Consider the following 15,993-nt stretch of genomic DNA (forward strand, 5'->3'; position numbering starts at 1 on the left):
CATCGATGCCGAATCACGCCGAAGCCACCACGACGCAGGCGCCGCAAGTCGCGCCCGTCCCCCCGACCCAGGCGACAGGCCCCGCATTCATCGCGCCCGAAGCCGATCCGCAGGCGCTCGCACGCAACAACCAGTACGTGCTGAAATCCGGCGACGCGTTCGTCGTCAGCGACGCGCTCGGCGACGTCGGCGGCCACGACGACGGCCTGTTCGTCGACGACATGCGCGTGCTGTCGACCTGGCGCCTGACGTTCGGCGGCCGCGCGCCGTCGCTGCTGTCGGGCGCGACGAGCGCGGACAACGCGTCGTTCACCGCGCACCTGACGAACCGCCCGCTGCCGCCGCTCGGCGGTCGCGAGACGCCCGAGGGCGTGATCCACATCGAACGGATGCGCGTGCTCGCGGGCGACGTGCTGTACGAAGCGCTGACGCTGACCAACTACGGCGCGAGCGAGGCCGAGGTGCCGCTGTCGCTGTCGTTCGCGGCGGATTTCAAGGACATGTTCGAAGTGCGCGGCACGCCGCGCCCGAAGCGCGGCACGGTGGTTGCGCCGCGCGTCGACGGCGGTGCGGTGCGGCTTCGCTACGACGGCCTCGACAAGGTCGAGCGCAACGTGACCGTGCATTTCTCGCCGGCGCCCGACGCGTTGTCGGTCGATCGTGCCGATTACACGCTGACGATCGCCGCGCAGGCGTGCGTGTCGATCTACCTGACCGTCGACGCGACGCTCGGCCGCGCGCACGACGGTGAAGGCCCGGGATGCGGGCGCGTCGCGCTGCGCACCGCGCTCGTCGGCGTGCATCGCGAGATGCGCTCGCGCCGCGAGTCGATGGCGCGCGTGCACACCGGCAATCCGCTGTTCGATGCGTGGCTCGACCGCTCGCTCGCGGATCTCGGGCTGCTCACGACGCAGCTCGATACCGGGCCGTATCCGTATGCGGGCATTCCGTGGTTCTCGACGCCGTTCGGCCGCGACGCGGTGATCACGTCGCTGCAGATGCTGTGGCTGCAGCCGTCGCTCGCGCGCGGCGTGCTGCGCTTTCTCGCGGAGCACCAGGCGCGCGAGACGTCCGCGTTTCGCGATGCGGAGCCCGGCAAGATCATGCACGAATTCCGCCGCAGCGAAATGGCCGCGACGGGCGAGGTGCCGTTCGCGCTCTATTACGGCGGCGTCGACACGACCCCGCTGTTCATCGTGCTCGCGGGCGCGTACGTCGAACACACCGGCGACGATGCGCTGATCGACGAGCTGTGGCCCGCGCTCGAGCGCGCCGCGCAGTGGGTGATCGACAAGTGCGACCGCAATCCGTACGGTCTGCTCGACTACCAGCGCACGTCGGAGCGCGGTCTCGCGAACCAGGGCTGGAAGGACAGCCACGATTCGGTGTTTCACGCGGACGGCCGTTTTCCCGACGGCCCGATCGCGCTCGTCGAAGTGCAGGCGTATGCGTGCGCGGCGCTCGATGCGATGTCGATGTGCTCGCACCGGCGCGGCCACGCGGCCGACGCGACACGCTATGCGCTGCGCGCGAAGGCGCTGCGCGACCAGGTCGAGACGCTGTTCTGGATGCCGGAAGGCCAGTTCTACGGGATCGCGCTCGACGGTCACGGCGACCTGTGCCGCGTGCTGGCGTCGAACGCGGGCCATCTGCTCGCGTTCGGCCTGCCCGACGCCGAGCGCGGCGCGGCGGTCGCCGGCGTGCTCGGCTCGACGCTGTTCCAGACGGGTTGGGGCGTGCGCACGCTCGCGGCCGGCCAGCCGCGCTTCAACCCGATGGCCTATCACAACGGCTCGGTGTGGCCGCACGACAATGCGCTGATCGCGCGCGGGCTCGCGCGCTACGGCGACAAGACGGCCGCGGTGAACCTGCTGCGCGCGCTGTTCGAAGCCGCGGTCAGCTTCGAGATGCGGCTGCCGGAGCTGTTCTGCGGGTTCCCGCGCCGGCGCGGCGAGCCGCCGACCGCCTATCCGGTCGCGTGCCTGCCGCAGGCGTGGGCGGCCGGTGCGCCGTTCATGATGCTGCAGGCGTGTCTCGGCGTGAGCGTCGACGCGGCGCGCCACGAGGTGCGGGTCGAGCGCCCGGCGCTGCCCGAAGGTGTCGACTGGCTGCGCATCGACGAACTGCGCGTCGGCGACGAAACGGTATCGCTGACGTTCCGGCGCGTCGACGGCCAGGTGATCGCGTCGGCGGAGCAGCCGGGGCGGGTGAAGGTGGTCGCGGTGCTGTAGCGCAATGCGGCTGCACGGACGTTGCGCGATGTCGTGCCACGTCCGCACGCAGCGGCATAGAATCGTGACATGACCCTTGAACGATGGCGGAGGCACCTACGATGACGACCGACAACCGGCCCGACGACGGCGAGCAGAAGAAGCTCGAGAACCTGGAAGCGGCGGTCGACCACCTGCACAAGTCGATCGAGTCGCAGAGCATCGCGGCTGGCGCGGCGAAGGGCATCCTGTTCAGCCTGATCGAAACGCTCGGCGCGCTGATCGGCGATCCCGACCTGCCCGAACATGCGCGCTCCGGGTACGAGGCGCTGCGCGACAAGGCGAGCGAATTGCGCCGCGGGCTCGACCGGCATTGACGAAGCGGTAGCCGGCGTCGGCCGCGTGGCCCGCGCCGGCGCTGCCCAATCCTGCACGGCGCGCACAAAACCCCGTGCGCTCAATGAGTTAGCCGGCCGGTGCGCAGGATATCCACAAGCTTGCCAACACAATCTGTGGAGAACCGGCCGGCCCCCGACCGGCCGCGCAAGCGGCGCCGCGAGCCCGCACACGATGACGCGTCATTGACCTGTCTGGCCCGATCTACTGAATCCCCTTTTGTATCAGGATGTTACGCGTCACATTGGCGGAATATCCACAGGCTTGCCAACAAAATCTGTGGATAAGTCTGACGTGATTGCTTCCTGATGGTTGACGATCCGGCGCGCGGCGGCCGCGGCGTCGAAGCCTTTGCGCACGGGCTGCCCGCTGCGCGCGTCGGCGCGATAATTCGTGCGCGATCAACGGGTTAGGCCTCGGGTACCCAGGATATCCACATCCTTGCCAACACAATCTGTGGACAAGCCGGGCCGCATCATTCGACCGGCGCAGTGTCGGCCGCCTCCGCGACGATCCAGTCGCGAAACAGCGTCATCGCCGGCGAGAGCGGCTTCGACTTCAGCGACGTGAGCCAGTAGCCGCCCGCGCGCACATCGATGTCGAACGGCCGCGCGAGCAGGCCGAGCTGCAGTTCGCGCGCGAACATGCAGGCTGGCGCGAGCGCGATGCCGGCGCCCTGCATCGCGGCCTCGACCATCAGCCGCGACGAATCGAACACGGGCCCGTTCACCGCCCACGGTTCGAGCGGCGCGGCATCGAACCAGCCGAGCCATTCGTCGGTGCGGTACGAGCGCAGCAGCGTTTCGTTCGCGAGATCGGCCGGCCGCGCGAGGCGCCGCGCGATCTCCGGCGCGCACAGCGCGGTGAGCGGGGCGTCGAGCAGCCGCTCGTTGCGCGTCGCCGGCCAGTTGCCTTCCCCGAAGCGGATCGCGAAATCGAGACCCTCGGCCGCGAGGTCGACGACGTTGTTGTGGGTCCGCAGCCGCAGCTCGACGAACGGGTGCGTGTCGCCGAAGCGCTTCAGCCGTGGCATTAGCCAGCCTATGGCAAAGGTGCCGACCGCGCCGAGCGTCAGCACTTCGTGGAAGCGCCCGCCGTCGAACTGCTTGAGCACGGTTTCGATCCGGCTGAATGCGTCGCTGAGCACCGGCAACAGCGCGCGCCCTTCGTCAGTGAGCCCGAGGCCGCGCGGCAAGCGGGTGAACAGCGCACAGCCGAGCCGCTCCTCGAGCGAGCGCACCTGCTGGCTCACGGCCGCCTGGGTCACGCTCAGCTCGAGGCCGGCGCGCGTGAAGTTCAGGTGGCGCGCCGACGATTCGAACGCGCGCAATGCATTGAGCGGAAGATGAGGGCGGAGCTTCGTCATAAGAATTTCTTTTGTCAGCGCTCAATTATCGTTGCTTGTCAGGCAACCGTAAAGTCACGATAGTGCTGTCTCGCCGGCCGGCCGTTCTGCCTCCACTCCACCACGAGAGACACTCCATGACCTACTCATCGCAACGTCGAACCCTGCTGCTGGCCGCCGCGACGGCGCCGCTCGTCCTGACCGTCAGCGCGTGCGCGTCGCCGCCGGCTGCCGCGCAGGACGTTTCGTCCGCGACGTCGTTTGCCGCGCTCGAGCGCGCGGCGGGCGGCCGTCTCGGCGTGTGCGCGATCGACACCGCGGGCGGCCGGCGCGTGCAGCATCGCGCGGACGAGCGCTTCCCGTTCTGCAGCACGTTCAAGGCGATGCTGAGTGCGGCGGTGCTCGCGCAGAGCGTCGAGCGCCCGGGGCTGCTGCAGCAGCGCGTGGCCGTTGCGCAGTCCGATCTCGTGAACTACTCGCCGGTGTCGGGCAAGCATGTCGGCACCGGGATGACCGTCGCCGAGTTGTGCGAGGCGGCGATCCAGTACAGCGACAACTCGGCCGCGAACCTGGCGATGAAGCTAATCGGCGGGCCGGCGGCGGTGACCGCGTTTGCACGTTCGATCGGCGACGACACGTTCCGGCTCGATCGCTGGGAGACCGAACTGAACACCGCGTTGCCGGGCGACCCGCGCGACACCACGACGCCGGCCGCGATGGCCGCGAGCCTGCGCCTGCTCACGCTCGGCGACGCGCTGCCGCCCGCGCAGCGTGCGCAGCTCGTCGCGTGGCTGCGCGGCAACAAGGTCGGCGACAAGCGGATCCGCGCGGGCGTGCCGGCCGGGTGGCAGGTGGCCGACAAGACCGGCACCGGCGACTACGGGACGACGAACGACGCGGGCGTGATCTGGCCGCCGTCGCGCGCACCGATCGTGATCGCCGTGTATTACACGCAGACGCGTGCCGATGCGAAGGCGAAGGACGACGTGATCGCGGCCGCCGCGCGTATCGCGGTCGCGACGTTCGCGTGAGCGGGCGGCGCGGCGTGCGTTCATCGATGAATGCACGGAACGATGAAGCGATGTGTCGATGAATGCACGCGGTGCCGCAGTCGTGACCGGCATGTCGAAACGTTGTGCGATCAACGACTTAGATGACGCATGCTCAGGATATCCACATCCTTGCCAACAAAAATTGTGGACAAGCCCGCGCGCGGCCGCGTTCATCGCGCAGCGGGCGCGGCGCCGGCGTGCGTCAGGCTTGCCTGCCGGGTTCGAAGCGACACGGACAAAACCTTTCGGATCAAGCGCTTGTGCGTGGTATGCGCAGGCTATCCACACGCTTGCCAACACAATCTGTGGACAAGCGGCGTGGCGCGCGCGACATGCGGTCCGTCGCGTCGCGCGACGATGCGTGAACGGCACATCGCGTGGCCGCGTGCCCGATTCGAAGCGGCGCGGACAAAGTCTTACGGATCAAGCGCTTGATCGCGGTATGCGCAGGCTATCCACATGCTTGCCAACACAATCTGTGGACAAGCCCGCCCGATGTTCAGCCATGCCGATCGTCGACCGAGGGCCAGCGCGCGAACGCGAACACCCACAGCATGATGAAGTTCAGGACCGGGACGAACATCGTCAGGATCCACCAGCCTGAATGCCCGGTACGCCGAACGATGCGGACATACGGATAGACGACGATCGCGACGAGCACGAGCGAGACGATCAACTGCCCTGCGGTGAAGTGTTCCATAGTCTTCCTCGGAATGATGTGTCGTTGTCCGATGCGGGCGCAACGGCCGGCACCGTGGTGCCGCTGCGTGAAGTCTCGCGATGCGTGGCGCGTGCGGCTCGTGTGATCGTGACGCGTGGCAGGTGCGGGCGTCAAGCGGCGGGCAGGGTGCCGCTGTTGCGCCGGATCGTCCGTCTGCGCGCGCGGGCGAACCGCGTGCTGCCGCAACGGTGACGCGGCGCATGAATCATTGGCCGATCAACGGGTTAGCCGATGCGTGCGCAGGATATCCACAAGCTTGCCAACAAAATCTGTGGGTAAGTGCTGCGACGATCGCATCGCACATCATTGGGGCATCGACGTGGCATCGTGATGCGAAGTGCGGCGAACCGGCGCGTGTGACGGCCCGGCGCGCGCCGCGTCTGCATCACGCGTGCCAAAGTCCGTCGGATCAACGGCTTAGCGTTGCGGTGCGCAGGATATCCACAAGCTTGCCAACATTTTCTGTGGAGAAGTCCGCGTGGCGATCGCGCGGCGCGGCACATCGTGCAAACCGCCTCGTCTGCCGGATCCACCGTGAAGACGTTGAGGAGCACGACGGGTTGCGCGTCGACGCCGAGCTGTTGCCGGATCGGGAAGTTCGGGTCCATCGATTTGAAATGTGGCATTGGGCGCCCCTGCAAGTAGTGCGGCGACGACTCGGAGGGAAGGGATCGGTACGCGATGTCGCGTCGAGGCGAGCGCCTGCTCGGCGCGGGTTGGCGCATTCGCTGCGCACGAGCGCCAAACCCTTTCGGATCAATGGTTTGCTGCCGTTAGCGGCCGGTTGTCCACAAGCTTGCCAACACAATCTGTGGAAAAGCGGCCCGTCGGGCGTGTGTCAGGCTGGCGCCGGAAAGCGCACCGTCACGGTCAGCCCGCGCCCGCCTTGCGTCGTGCCGAGCGCGACGGTTGCGCGATGCTGTTCGGCGATCCGCTTGACGATCGACAGCCCGAGCCCGCTGCCCGACGACGTGACCGCCTGCGCGCCTTCGCCGCGATAGAAGCGCTCCCACACGTCCGTGCGCTCGGCTTCCGGAATGCCGGGGCCGTCGTCGGCGACTTCGAGTACGGGCGTTGCGCCATCGAGACGCGCGGACACGTCGACGCGCGCGCCTGCGCCTGCGTAGCGGATCGCGTTGTCGACGAGGTTGTTCAGCAGCACGCGCAACGTGTCGATGTTGCCGGCGGCCATCACCGGCGACGACACGATCGCGCCGAGGTCGATGCGGTGCGCATCCGCGACGCGCGTGCGCTCGGCGACCACCGAGCGGCACAGCGCGGCGAGATCGACGGGCGCGGAGGCCGCGGCGGACGCCTGCGCGTCGGGTTCGAGGCGCGCGAGCGTCAGCAATTGTTCGGCGAGGTGGCCGAGGCGTGTCGTGCCGGCATGGATTTGCGCGAGGATCTGCTCGCGTTCGTCGGCCGTCGACGCGCGCCGCAGCAATTGCGACTGGATCGACAGCCCCATGATCGGCGTGCGCAATTCGTGCGCGGCATCGGCGATGAAGTGCCGCTGCAGCGTGAACGAACGGTCGAGCCGCGCGAGCAGGTCGTTGATCGCTTCGGCGAGCGGGCGGACTTCGTTCGGCATCGACGCGACGTCGACCGGCTCGAGATTGTTCGCATTCCTGCGCTTCAGGCCGGCCGCGATCGTGCGCAGCGGCCGCAGCCCCGCGCCGATGCCGAACCACAGCCCGATCGCGAGCACCGGCAGCATCGAGAACACCGGCCACAGCAGGTGCACCGCGATGCCCGCGATCGCTTCCCAGCGCGCATGGCGCGCCTGCGCGAGCCGGATCGTCGTGCCGCCGCGTTCGGTCACGTAGGTGCGCCACGGCTGGCCGCCGACGTCGACGCTGCCGATGCCCGTCTGCGCGGGCGGCGGCAGCGCGGACTTGCGATCGGTCGAATACACCAGCGTGCCGTTGCGCCAGACCTGCAGCAGCACGGCGTCGGGGTCACCGGCCTCGAATTCGTGCTTGCCGTCGCGATGGTTGCTGAACGACAGTTCGCCGTTCGGGCCGACGACGATCTGCTTCGACATGCTGCGCATCTGGTCGTCGAGGAGATCGTCGAGCTCGCGCAGTGCGCCCCAGTAGGTGCCCGCGCTTGCGACCAGCCCGATCACGCACGCGGCCGGCAGCAGCCACGTCAACAGGCGCCGCCGCAGCGATGCGCTGCGCCAGCGCGCGATCGCGTGTTGCAGACGCATCATGCGGCGTCACCGATCCGGTAGCCGACGCCGCGCACCGTGCGGATCATGTCGTGGCCGAGTTTCTTGCGCAGGTTGTGGATGTGTACCTGCACCGCGTTGCTCTCGATTTCCTCGCCCCAGCTGTACAACCGTTCCTCGAACTGTTCGCGCGAGATCACGGCGCCGGGGTCGCGCATCAGTTCGTGCAGCAGCACGAACTCCTTCGGCGACAGCGTGACTTCTTCGTCGTTGAGCCAGACCAGGTGCTTGACCGGATCGAGCCGCAGCGGGCCGATCGCGAGCGTCGTCTGCGCGCGCCCTGCGTGGCGGCGGTTGACCGCACGAATGCGGGCGAGCAGTTCCTCGAGCACGAACGGCTTGACGAGGTAGTCGTCGGCACCGCTGTCGAGGCCGGCGATGCGGTCCGGCACGCCGTCGCGCGCGGTGATGATGATCGCGGGCAGGGTTTCGTCGCGGCGGCGCAGCGACGCGAGCACCGACAGGCCGTCGCGGTTCGGCAGCCCGAGGTCGAGCAGCAGCAGGCCGTAGCCGGTCGAGCGCAGCGCGAGCGTCGCGGCGTCGCCGTCCTTGACCCAGTCGACCGCGAAGCCTTCCTGTTTGAGGCCCTGTTCGAGCCCGCTGCCGATCAGCGGATCGTCCTCGACGAGCAGTACGCGCATGGATTCGTGTCTGTTGGCGGGCGCGGGCGCCCGGGGTTCCCATGATAAGCGCAGGTGTCTTAGGCCGAGCTTAAACACGGGCGCCTGCGTGCGTTCGCGCACCGGAACGTTGCGACGGCATGCCGCGGCGCACGGTCTTCAGCTTTGCTTAATCTTACGGTCCGTAATCTGGGGCCGTCGCGTTCAACGGAGCGCGGCGCACTCGAAAAAATGGAGGAACGAGATCATGAAACACCTGACGAGAATCCTGGCGGTCGCGCTTGCCGTGCTGCCCGCCGCCGTCTACGCGCAATACACGGGGCCGTCCGCGCTGACCACGACGACCGTGAAGGAACTGCTCGCGAACGGCAAGGACGACCAGCACGTGCAGTTGCAGGGGCGCATCGTCAAGCATGCCGGCGGCGAGGACTACGAGTTCGCCGATGCGACGGGCACGATCCGCGTCGAGATCGACCACAAGCTGTGGGCGGCCGGCCAGCCCGTCAGCGACAAGAACGAAGTGAAGCTGACCGGCGAGTTCGAGCGCAAGTGGTCGGGCAAGGTGAAGGTCGACGCCGATCACGTGGAAGTGCTGCACTGACCGGTGCACCGGTGCATACGGGGCCGGTGATACCATGGACGACCGGTTCCCGTTCTCACCAAGATGGCTGCCAATTTCGATGAACTCGCGTCCCGGATCCGGGCGCAATTTTCCGAACTGAGCCCGCAATTCCAGGCGGGCGCTGCATTTCTGCTCGATCATCCCGACGAGGTCGCCACCTCGTCGATGCGCAAGGTCGCGCAGCGCGCGCAGGTTCAACCCGCATCGCTCGTGCGGCTCGCGCAGCAATTCGGTTTCCCCGGCTGGAACGAGCTGCGCGACCTGTGCGTCGCGCGCGTGCGCACGCGTCCCGAGCCGCTCACGCAGCGTGCGCGTTCGCTCGTGCGGCCCGACGCGAAGGCGTCGCTCGCGCACGACCTGCTCGCCGCACAGCAGCACAATCTTGCCGCCACCGCCGCACAAAACGGGCACGCGCTCGCGGACGCCGCGAAGCTGATCCGCAAGGCGTCGCACGTGCATGTCGCGGGGTTCCGGTCGTGCTATCCGGTTGCGTTCGGTTTCGTGTACGGCTACCGGCTGTTCCGGCCGACCGTGTCGTTGCTCAACGGTGTCGCCGGCTCGCTCGAGATGGAGTTGCGCACGATCGCGAAGCAGAGCGTGACCGTGATCATCAGTTTCGCGCCGTATTCGGCGGAAGCGACGCGCGTCGCGCAGGCGGCGAAAGCGCAGGGCAGCAGGATCGTCGCGATCACCGACAGCGCGGTGTCGCCGATCGCGCTGCATGCGGACGCGCAGCTGATCTTCACGCACGACAGCCCGTCGTTCTTTCCGTCGCTGGTCGCCGCGCATGCGATGGCCGAGGCGCTGGTCGCGCAGTTGCTGGCGCTCGAAGGCAGCGATGCGATCACGGCGCTCGAGCGCACGGAAGCGGAACTGCATGCGAAGGGCGCGTATGTCGTGTAGCCGCACGCGCGGCTCCGCCTTTCTTCCGCTCCCGTTTTCTCCTTGATCCGACGTAACCGATGACGTTCACCTACGACGTGACCGACGCCGGCGACGCGACCGGCCGCACACCGCGCCGCGCCGGGCCCTGACATCCGCATCGATATTTCATCGCGACCTGAACCGTCGCGGCACCGCGCGCGCGTATGCTGACGTCTCCATTCCGAGGAGACGTCAATGTCCGATTCCAACGTGCAGTTCCGCCAGGCCGAAACCTTCCGCGCGCTGCACGCGCGCCCCGGCGCCTTCATCATCCCGAACCCGTGGGATGCCGGGTCCGCCCGGCTGCTCGCGATGGCCGGCTTCGAATCGCTCGCCACCACGAGCGCCGGTTTCGCGTTTTCGAGAGGGCGGCCCGACAACGCGATCGGCCGTGACGAAATGCTCGCCCACATCGCCGAGATCGTCGCGGCGGGCGGCCTGCCGGTCAGCGCCGATCTCGAGAACGGCTTCGGCGACGCACCCGACACGGTCGCCGAGACGATCCGCCTGGCGGCCGGCGCCGGCGCGGTGGGCGGCTCGATCGAGGATGCGACCGGCCGCGCCGATGCACCGATCTATCCGTACGACGCGGCGGTCGAGCGCATCGCGGCGGCGGTCGACGCGGCGCGCGCGCTGCCGTTTCCGTTCACGCTGACCGCGCGCTGCGAAAACTACCTGCACGGCCGCCACGACCTGGCCGACACGATCGCGCGGCTGGTCGCGTACCGTGACGCGGGCGCCGACGTGCTGTACGCACCGGGCGTGACCGATCCCGACGAGATCGCGGCGCTCACGCGCGCGGTCGGCGCGCCGGTCAACGTCGTGATGGGGCTGCAGGGCGGGTTGCTGAGCCTCGAGGCGCTCGCGGCGCTCGGCGTGAAGCGCGTCAGCGTCGGCGGCGCGCTGGCGCGGGCCGCATTCGGCGCGTTCCTGCGCGCCGCGACGGAAATGGCGCGCGACGGCACGTTCACGTTCACGCAGGCGGCGGTGCCGGGGCGCGACCTCAATCGCTGGTTTTCGGCGCCGGACAATTCGCCCGTTCAGTTCGAACAATAAGGGCCGGTGAAACGTGGGAACGTTTCCAACCGAAAGCTGATTGACGGTAATCAATCGAAACCACTGCCGATTTGAAGTTCGATGACGGCGCGAAAACCATCGATTATTCTCCGTATTCCGGCGGTGCGACCGGAACCGGCACGCAAGCCGCGCCGGTTCTGGCGTCAGCCGCCCGCCACGCGAACCGGTGCCGCATATTGTTGCGATTTTCCGGTCGCTGTTTTTTTCGTATTCGGGAGTTGCCGGTTATTTATCGGATTGGTAATCTCCCGCATATCCGAATGACCTGCCAGCGGGCAGCCGGAAAATGAATATATAAAAAATCGAGAGAGCGATGACAATCCGAGAAAATCACCGCAGTGGCGTTCGCGTCGGCGATGTCGTGACGCTGAAAACTGGCGGGCCGCGCATGACCGTCACCTACGCGGGGCCGGTCGTGTTCGACGATGCCGACTGGCTGATCTGCCAGTGGTTCGACGACAGCGGCCACTTCCGGCAGGAAATGTTTCATCACGAAACGGTGGTGCCCGAACCGCGCGCGATTTCCGCCGGGCGTGTCCGCGTGCGCATGCAGGGGCACCGTTACCGGTCGGCAGCCTGACGCCGCGCCCGCCGCGGCACCGCGCCGCTTGCCGGCCGCAGGTTGCCGCATCGCCGTGGCCCGCCGTGCCGGCATGCCGACGACATCCACGACATTTCACGTCAACCCGAAACATGCGGCGGCCCGGCGCGCCGATACTGCACGCATGAACCCGACCCATCCGATTGCCGCGGTCACGCACCGCGATCCCTACCCGTATTACGCGACGCTCGTCGACGGGCCGCCGCTTGCGTTCGACGCCTCGCTCGGCCTGTGGGTCGCGAGCCGGGCGGCGAGCGTGACGGCCGTGCTCGGCCACCCGGCGTGCCGCGTCAGGCCGCTCGATGCGCCGGTACCGCCCGCGTTGCGCGGGTCGACGGCGGGTGCGCTGTTCGGCGAACTGGTGCGCATGAACGACGGCGCATTGCGGCACGACGTGCCGAAGCAGGCGCTGCGCGCGGCGTTCGCGCCGATCGATGCGAACGCGTTGCGCGAACGGGCCGCCCAACTCGCCGGCAGCCGGCTGCGCGCGCCGTATGACGCCGATGCATTGAACGCGTGGTGCCTGACGGTGCCCGTTTGCGCGGTCGCCGATCTGCTCGGCTTCGACAGCGCGCAACTCGACGATATCGCCGCGCTGGTCGTCGACTTCGTCGCCGCGCTGTCGCCGCTGTCGGACGACGCCGCGCTGGCCCGCGCGAGCGAAGCCGCGCGGCAACTGCTCGACCGCATGACGGAACGCGTCGCGCGCACACGGGCCCAGGACGGTTCACTCGTCGCCGCGGTTCAGCAGGCGGCCGGCGCCGCGGGCTGGCACGCGAGCGGCGCGCTGGTCGCGAATCTGGTCGGGTTGCTGTCGCAGACGTGCGAGGCGACGGCCGCGTGGCTCGGCAACGTGCTGGTCGCATGGGACGGCACGGACGACACGGACGGCGAACGCGCGATGCCGGATACGGCCGCCCTCGACGCATTCGTCGCCGAGGTCGGCCGATTCGATGCGCCGGTGCAGAACACGCGCCGCTTCGTCGCGGCGCGCACGACGATCGACGGCGTGACCGTCGATGCCGGTGCGGCGATCCTGGTCGTGCTTGCGGCGGCGAACCGCGATCCGGCCGTGCATCGCGAGCCGCACCGATTGCTGCCGGGCCGCGCGCCGGGGCCGAACTTCGGGTTCGGCACGGGGCCGCACGGCTGTCCGGGCGAGCGGATCGCGCGGGCGGTCACGGCGGGGGCGTTCGGGGCGTGGTTGCGCGCGGGCGGTGACGCGCCGCGCGACAGGCTGGTGTGGGACTACCGGGCCTCGACCAATGTCAGGATGCCGAAGTTCGGCGTGGCGAGGTAAGCGGAACGGCGGGACTGCCTAGCGGCAACCTTGCTTCTCGGCCCATTGTTGCTGGGCGGCGACGCGGCGTTGCACGCGTTCGACGAGACCGGTCGAGAAGGTCCGCATGCTGATGCCGCGGCGCTTCGCGAGGATGGTTTGCGCGACGTCGGTCTGCGGGTTCGGCTGGCATGCCCAGTACAGCGTCATCAGCCAGCCGATGCCCGTCCACGCGAACAGCGCGTTGAACATCGCGATCGTCAGCTTGTCGTGCCGGCTGCGCCGATCGGCGACGATGGCCGGAAGAAAATAGAGCGCGATCGCTGCGACCGAACCGGCCACCTGAATCAGGACTGTGTGTTCCATGTTGCTGCTCCGTCCGAACTGCAATGAGGCTGATTGTCGCGCTTTTTCCGTTCGTGTGCCGGCAATTGATTGTTGCGTTTTCAATAACGATCAGCGCATGGCGACGCCCTCCGGCCGCACTTCGTTGCTCAACGCGAAACCTTCGTCGAGCCAGCCCGTGACGCCGCCGATCATCAGCTTCACCGGGCGGCCGAGGCGCGCGAGCCGGATCGCCGCGCGCGCGGCGCCGTTGCAGTGCGGGCCCGCGCAGTAGACGACGAACAGCGTGTCGGCCGGATGTTCGGCGAGCTTGCCGGCGACGATCTTGCGGTGCGGCAGGTTGTGCGCGCCGGGCACGTGGCCGGCGGCGAACTGCTCCGGACCCCGGACGTCGAGCAGCACGAAATCCGGCGCGCCGGACGCAAGTGCATCGTGGACGTCCCAGCAATCGGTCTCGAAGCGCAGCGATGCTTCGAAGTGCGCAAGGGCGGTGGCGCTGTCGGCGGCGGGGACGTCGGTGACGTATGACATGAAAGGCGCTCCTGAAGGACGGCGCGGGATGCGCCGGAATGAAGGGCAGTATCGCGGTTCGGCGGCCGTCGCGGCAGTGGCGCGATCGACAAGTTCCGGTAACATCGCGCCATGCACAATCATCTCGTCGTCGCGCTCGCCTACGATCGCCTCTGCACCTTCGAGTTCGGCTGCGTGGTCGAACTGTTCGCGCTCGAACGCCCGGAACTCGGCGTCGACTGGTATCGCTTCGCGGTCTGCGCGAGCGAGCCCGGGCCCGTGCGCGCGGCGGGCGGCATCACGGTCGCCGCGCCGTACCGGCTCGCGATGCTCGATCGCGCGGACACCATCGTGATTCCCGGCTGGCGCGATCCGGACGAGCTGCCGCCGGAGCCGCTGCTGAAGAAGCTGCGTGCCGCGCATCGCCGCGGCGCGCGGCTCTGTTCGATCTGCTCGGGCGTGTTCGTGCTCGCGGCGGCCGGCGTGCTCGACGGGCTCACCGTGACGACGCACTGGCGCTACGCCGAGCGCCTGCAGGCGCGCTATCCGGCGCTGCGCGTGAATCCCGATGCGCTGTACGTCGACGAAGGGCAGATCGTCACGTCGGCCGGCTCGGCGGCGGGGCTCGACATGCTGCTGCATCTCGTGCGCCGCGATCATGGCGGCGCGATCGCGAACCGCGTCGCGCAGCGCCTCGTGCTGCCGCCGCATCGCGACGGCGGCCAGGCGCAGTTCGTGCCGCGCCCGGTCGCGCCGGGCGGCAGCGACCGGCTCGCTAAGCTGATCGACTGGATGCGCGCGCACGCGGCCGAGCCGCACACGCTCGCGTCGCTGGCCGCGCAGGCCGCGATGAGCACGCGCACGCTGCAGCGGCAGTTCGCGGATGCAACGGGGATGTCGCCGCTCGCATGGCTGATCCGCGAGCGCGTGAACGTCGCGAAGGACATGCTCGAAGCGCATCCCGGGCTGTCGCTCGCGCAGATTGCCGCGCGCGCGGGGTTCGGTTCCGAGGAGTCGTTGCGCCGGCATTTCCGGCGCGTCGCGGCGACGAGCCCGGCTGCGTACCGGCGCGGGATGGATCGCGGTGTGAGGTCCACGGACGCGTGAGTGGTGCGTCTTTCCGCGCAGCGGCGGAATCAGTCCGTCGTTTGCTTCTTGTCGACTTCGAGCACGCGTAAGATGGCGATCGCCGTGCGGCGACCGTAGATGCGGCGCCGCCATTCCCGCTCGCAACGACAACGACAAGGACAATCATCATGGGCCTGCTGGGCAAGCTGTTCGGAAAGAAAACACGTGACGAAGCGGCAGCGCCTGCGCGTTCCGCGCACGACGCAGGCGGAGCGTCGGAAGCAACGGAAGGATCCGACGATACGAACGAACAAGGCGGCCCGGACATCGCGCCGGAACTCGCGCCCGCGCTGAGGGCATTCCAGGCCGGCCGGCACGAGGCCGCGATCGCGGCCGCCGCGCCGCACGCGGAGCGGCTGGCCGATGCGGCGCGCCTCTGCGCGCTTTCATACTCGGCGATGAAGCGTTACCCGGAAGCGTTTCCGTACTGGCTCGCGCTGTTCGACCATGAGCCGAGCGCGCACAACGCGGTGCAGCTCGCGACGACGTCGGTGATGTGCGACGAAGTGGAGCGCGGCGAAGCGTGGATGCAGAAGGCCGCCGAGGTCAATCACGACACGCACGAGCAGTCCGACGTCGCGGCGCGCGTGAACTTCATTTCGGCGCTGATGCAAGGCGGCCACCTGCGCGAGGCGCTGCCGCATCTCGCGTGGGTGCGCGACGTGTACGGCCACGTGCGGATCACCGATTCGACCTTCCTCTACATGCGCGGCATTCCGTTCTTTTCGTCGTTCCTCGAGAACAGTCTCGAGATCCTGAAGGCCACGCAGCCGGCCGACGCGATCGCGCCGTGGTACGGGGAACTGAAGGGCAAGCTCGACGAAGAAGGCGAAGCGCAGCTTGCCGCGTGGGTTAATCAGTTGCCGGCATGACCGGCCGGTTCATCGCGCGTCGCGACGCCTGCCGCATCCTGCCGGCGCGGCGTCGCGG

Annotated in this window: 16 protein-coding genes; 10 read left to right on the forward strand and 6 right to left on the reverse strand. The window is 68.5% G+C overall.

What is annotated here, in order from left to right; genetic code table 11:
• Window positions 1-5: 5 nt before the first annotated feature.
• Entirely contained in the window at window positions 6-2,231 is a 2,226-nt protein-coding gene (locus U4Z64_RS08500) for an amylo-alpha-1,6-glucosidase (protein ID WP_044847901.1), read from the forward strand.
• Between the two features lie 101 nt (window positions 2,232-2,332).
• Window positions 2,333-2,587: a hypothetical protein gene (locus U4Z64_RS08505; protein WP_044847902.1), complete on the forward strand. Its 255-nt coding sequence runs from the start codon at window positions 2,333-2,335 to the stop codon at window positions 2,585-2,587.
• 494 nt (window positions 2,588-3,081) lie between these two features.
• Here the strand turns inward: U4Z64_RS08505 and penR are convergent, their stop codons facing one another.
• Complete coding sequence (gene penR / locus U4Z64_RS08510) at window positions 3,082-3,972, reverse strand: beta-lactamase transcriptional regulator PenR (RefSeq protein ID WP_044847903.1); 891 nt, start codon at window positions 3,970-3,972, stop codon at window positions 3,082-3,084.
• Between the two features lie 116 nt (window positions 3,973-4,088).
• Here penR and blaPEN-bcc point away from each other — a divergent pair, with 116 nt between their 5' ends.
• A complete protein-coding gene (gene blaPEN-bcc, locus U4Z64_RS08515) occupies window positions 4,089-4,982 on the forward strand; it encodes a PEN family class A beta-lactamase, Bcc-type (RefSeq protein ID WP_321819688.1) in 894 nt (297 codons plus the stop codon).
• 520 nt (window positions 4,983-5,502) lie between these two features.
• On the opposite strand, the gene U4Z64_RS08520 is transcribed toward blaPEN-bcc, so the two are convergent.
• The 3 genes from U4Z64_RS08520 to U4Z64_RS08535 all read right to left on the reverse strand — a co-directional run bounded on the left by U4Z64_RS08520 (window position 5,503) and on the right by U4Z64_RS08535 (window position 8,598).
• Entirely contained in the window at window positions 5,503-5,703 is a 201-nt protein-coding gene (locus U4Z64_RS08520) for a membrane protein (protein ID WP_044847905.1), read from the reverse strand.
• 859 nt (window positions 5,704-6,562) lie between these two features.
• A complete protein-coding gene (locus tag U4Z64_RS08530; protein WP_321819689.1) occupies window positions 6,563-7,939 on the reverse strand; it encodes an ATP-binding protein in 1,377 nt (458 codons plus the stop codon).
• Window positions 7,936-8,598 carry a response regulator gene (locus tag U4Z64_RS08535; protein WP_044847907.1) on the reverse strand — a complete coding sequence of 221 codons (663 nt, stop codon included), beginning with the start codon at window positions 8,596-8,598 and terminating at the stop codon, window positions 7,936-7,938. The genes U4Z64_RS08530 and U4Z64_RS08535 overlap by 4 nt, the downstream gene beginning before the upstream one ends.
• A gap of 226 nt (window positions 8,599-8,824) precedes the next feature.
• Here U4Z64_RS08535 and U4Z64_RS08540 point away from each other — a divergent pair, with 226 nt between their 5' ends.
• From U4Z64_RS08540 to U4Z64_RS08560, 5 genes are all read left to right on the forward strand, one after another.
• Entirely contained in the window at window positions 8,825-9,178 is a 354-nt protein-coding gene (locus U4Z64_RS08540; protein WP_321819690.1) for a NirD/YgiW/YdeI family stress tolerance protein, read from the forward strand.
• Between the two features lie 63 nt (window positions 9,179-9,241).
• On the forward strand, window positions 9,242-10,102 hold the full coding sequence (locus U4Z64_RS08545) for a MurR/RpiR family transcriptional regulator (protein ID WP_044847909.1): 861 nt from the start codon (window positions 9,242-9,244) through the stop codon (window positions 10,100-10,102).
• 216 nt (window positions 10,103-10,318) lie between these two features.
• The gene (locus tag U4Z64_RS08550; protein WP_321819691.1) at window positions 10,319-11,179 is read left to right on the forward strand and encodes an isocitrate lyase/phosphoenolpyruvate mutase family protein; all 861 of its coding nucleotides are present in this window, start codon (window positions 10,319-10,321) and stop codon (window positions 11,177-11,179) included.
• Window positions 11,180-11,513: 334 nt separating this feature from the next.
• Window positions 11,514-11,780, forward strand: a complete 267-nt coding sequence (locus U4Z64_RS08555) for a YodC family protein (protein WP_044847912.1) — start codon at window positions 11,514-11,516, stop codon at window positions 11,778-11,780.
• Window positions 11,781-11,925: 145 nt separating this feature from the next.
• A complete protein-coding gene (locus U4Z64_RS08560) occupies window positions 11,926-13,101 on the forward strand; it encodes a cytochrome P450 (protein ID WP_321819692.1) in 1,176 nt (391 codons plus the stop codon).
• Window positions 13,102-13,119: 18 nt separating this feature from the next.
• Here U4Z64_RS08560 and U4Z64_RS08565 read toward each other — a convergent pair whose 3' ends face one another.
• Both U4Z64_RS08565 and U4Z64_RS08570 read right to left on the reverse strand, forming a co-directional pair.
• Window positions 13,120-13,446 (reverse strand): superinfection immunity protein, encoded by a 327-nt coding sequence (locus U4Z64_RS08565; protein WP_044847914.1) that lies wholly within the window; start codon window positions 13,444-13,446, stop codon window positions 13,120-13,122.
• 90 nt (window positions 13,447-13,536) lie between these two features.
• Window positions 13,537-13,956, reverse strand: coding sequence for a rhodanese-like domain-containing protein (locus U4Z64_RS08570; RefSeq protein ID WP_321819693.1), 420 nt, complete (start codon window positions 13,954-13,956; stop codon window positions 13,537-13,539).
• Between the two features lie 111 nt (window positions 13,957-14,067).
• Here U4Z64_RS08570 and ftrA point away from each other — a divergent pair, with 111 nt between their 5' ends.
• Together ftrA and U4Z64_RS08580 are read left to right on the forward strand one after the other, a co-directional pair.
• Window positions 14,068-15,042 carry a transcriptional regulator FtrA gene (ftrA, locus tag U4Z64_RS08575; RefSeq protein ID WP_044847916.1) on the forward strand — a complete coding sequence of 325 codons (975 nt, stop codon included), beginning with the start codon at window positions 14,068-14,070 and terminating at the stop codon, window positions 15,040-15,042.
• Window positions 15,043-15,191: 149 nt separating this feature from the next.
• Window positions 15,192-15,935, forward strand: a complete 744-nt coding sequence (locus tag U4Z64_RS08580) for a hypothetical protein (RefSeq protein WP_044847917.1) — start codon at window positions 15,192-15,194, stop codon at window positions 15,933-15,935.
• The last annotated feature ends 58 nt before the right edge of the window (window positions 15,936-15,993 follow it).

It is taken from the genome of Burkholderia sp. BCC1996 (assembly GCF_905339955.1).
GTDB lineage: Bacteria > Pseudomonadota > Gammaproteobacteria > Burkholderiales > Burkholderiaceae > Burkholderia.